Origin of the sequence: Sutterella massiliensis (assembly GCF_016899755.1) — a bacterium.
GTDB lineage: Bacteria > Pseudomonadota > Gammaproteobacteria > Burkholderiales > Burkholderiaceae_F > Sutterella > Sutterella massiliensis.
Map to the genome: position 1 here is coordinate 1 of NZ_JACJJC010000049.1, position 1,912 is coordinate 1,912.

The 1,912-nt window shown below is 53.8% G+C and carries 1 protein-coding gene; it reads left to right on the forward strand.

Annotated elements, in window-relative coordinates; translation table 11 throughout:
- Window positions 1–847: 847 nt before the first annotated feature.
- A complete protein-coding gene (locus H6A60_RS11065) occupies window positions 848–1,846 on the forward strand; it encodes a tyrosine-type recombinase/integrase (protein ID WP_205104588.1) in 999 nt (332 codons plus the stop codon).
- Window positions 1,847–1,912 lie beyond the last annotated feature (66 nt).

Genomic DNA, 1,912 nt, shown 5'->3' on the forward strand with positions numbered 1-1,912 from the left:
AAGCAGCGCCAGACGTGCTACACGCCCGACAAAAAACCAGGCAGCGAAATCGTAGTACTGGAAAAAAGGCAGCCCGTAGTGAAGCGGATCGGGATTGATGCGGATTGAAACGTCGAGCTCTCGATTGAGTAATCGGTGGCCCGGGCAAACCGGGGCTCGTCGAGCGGTAGTGCACCGAGTCGGTTCTTGAGAATCCCAATACGCTGCAGAACGCCACCCCCTTGTCCGAATTCGCGTCTGCCCGGCACGAAATCTCGTCACCGTATTGCACAATGCGACGAAAAAACGGCGCATATTCCGCTCCGAGAAGCGTCAGGTCGACGAGGTGCGTCGTACGGGAGACAAGCCGGACACCCCTGCTTCTCTCAAGCACCGATATAGCCTGAGACGTTTAACAGACGCTGCGCCGAGCACTTCGCAGGCAGCGGCGAGCGTACGCCTGCGCGCCATGGCATCAAGGACGCACCACACGAAGAGTCCGTCGTATTCAGACCCCTTTTGAAATGTTCGTTTCGTGAGCGATCCGCCGTATGCTGGTTCACGCAGCACCGTTGAAATCAAAACGATCCGTTGCGCACCGCAAACAAACATAAGGAAGTCTCAGTTCCCGATCGAGCAAACGAACACAAAACTCGAGATGAAGAACCGGGTAAAAGACTCAATGTAAGCAGAAAAAAACCTGAACACCGGCACATTAACGTTCGCAACCTAGACGGCGGTTCCTGAATAACTCTGCGTCCGTTGCAAAGCGTTCAATAGACCGATCGAGTAAGAATTTGACTTCCGAAAGGGAACCGTAAAAAGGACCTGCAAACGAGCGGCGGCTTAATCAATTGGTCGCTGTAGCATGTACGACGGCTGCCACCGCAGCTGGTGTCGACCGAGTGAAGCAGCGAGCGACCGTCTTGACGGCGCATCGACTGCTCGCGACAACGAAAAGAAACAAGGATCCTCGGTGATGAAGCTCTCGGAAATCTACTTGAAGCACTTTGCCTCGAACGACTCGCGAATACGCGTCGCCTACGAACTCGCCAATATTGCGAAGCTTCTCGGGCTGTCGAACGTCGACGAAGTCGATTGGGAGCGATTTGAGCGCGCCGATGTGATCGAACTGATGGCCATGCCGGCGGTTCGGTGCCGAAAACCAGCCTCACAGAACTTCACGCTTCGCATCCTCAAAGGGCTATGTACTGAAGCCTATTTGAACGGACTCCTTGCCGAAAACCGACTCGAAGCGATCCGCAATATCCGGAACGTCCGTGGCATCCGTCAGACCAGCCGCACAGTCCCGACCATGAATGATGTTTCCGCCATCATTGCCGACTGCGAAAAGGATGGAATGATCGGCATCCGTGACGCGGCCATCTTTGCGGTTGCGGTCGGTTGCGGCCTCCGACGGACTGAGATTGTCAACCTGCGCACGCGCGACATCGACTTCGAGAAACACGAACTCAGAATCATCGGCAAAGGAAATAAGGAACGCATCATCTTTTTTAGCGAAAGCGTGTCTTCGAAACTTGACGCTTGGGACAAACTTCGCGGCAACGATGGATCCGCCTACTTCTTCGTCCCTGTTCACGCGAGCGGACGGCTTTTGACCTGTCGACGCATGAACGACGAAACCGTTTACCAGATGATGCGGCGACGCTCTATGGAAGCACTGAATCGCGTCGTTTCACCGCACGATATGCGCCGCTCGTTCGCCTCGACATTACTCGATGCCAACGTAGACCTTAACACTGTGCGAATTGCCCTCGGACACAGTGATATCAGAACTACTCAAATCTATGACAGACGAGATGAAATCGAGCGCCTGAAGCGAATTTCGGCTATCGCTGTCGTATGAATTTAAGCGTATCGGGTCAAGTCACGGCATCTTTTGTACTGCAATTTGCAATACAATCCTCTTAAA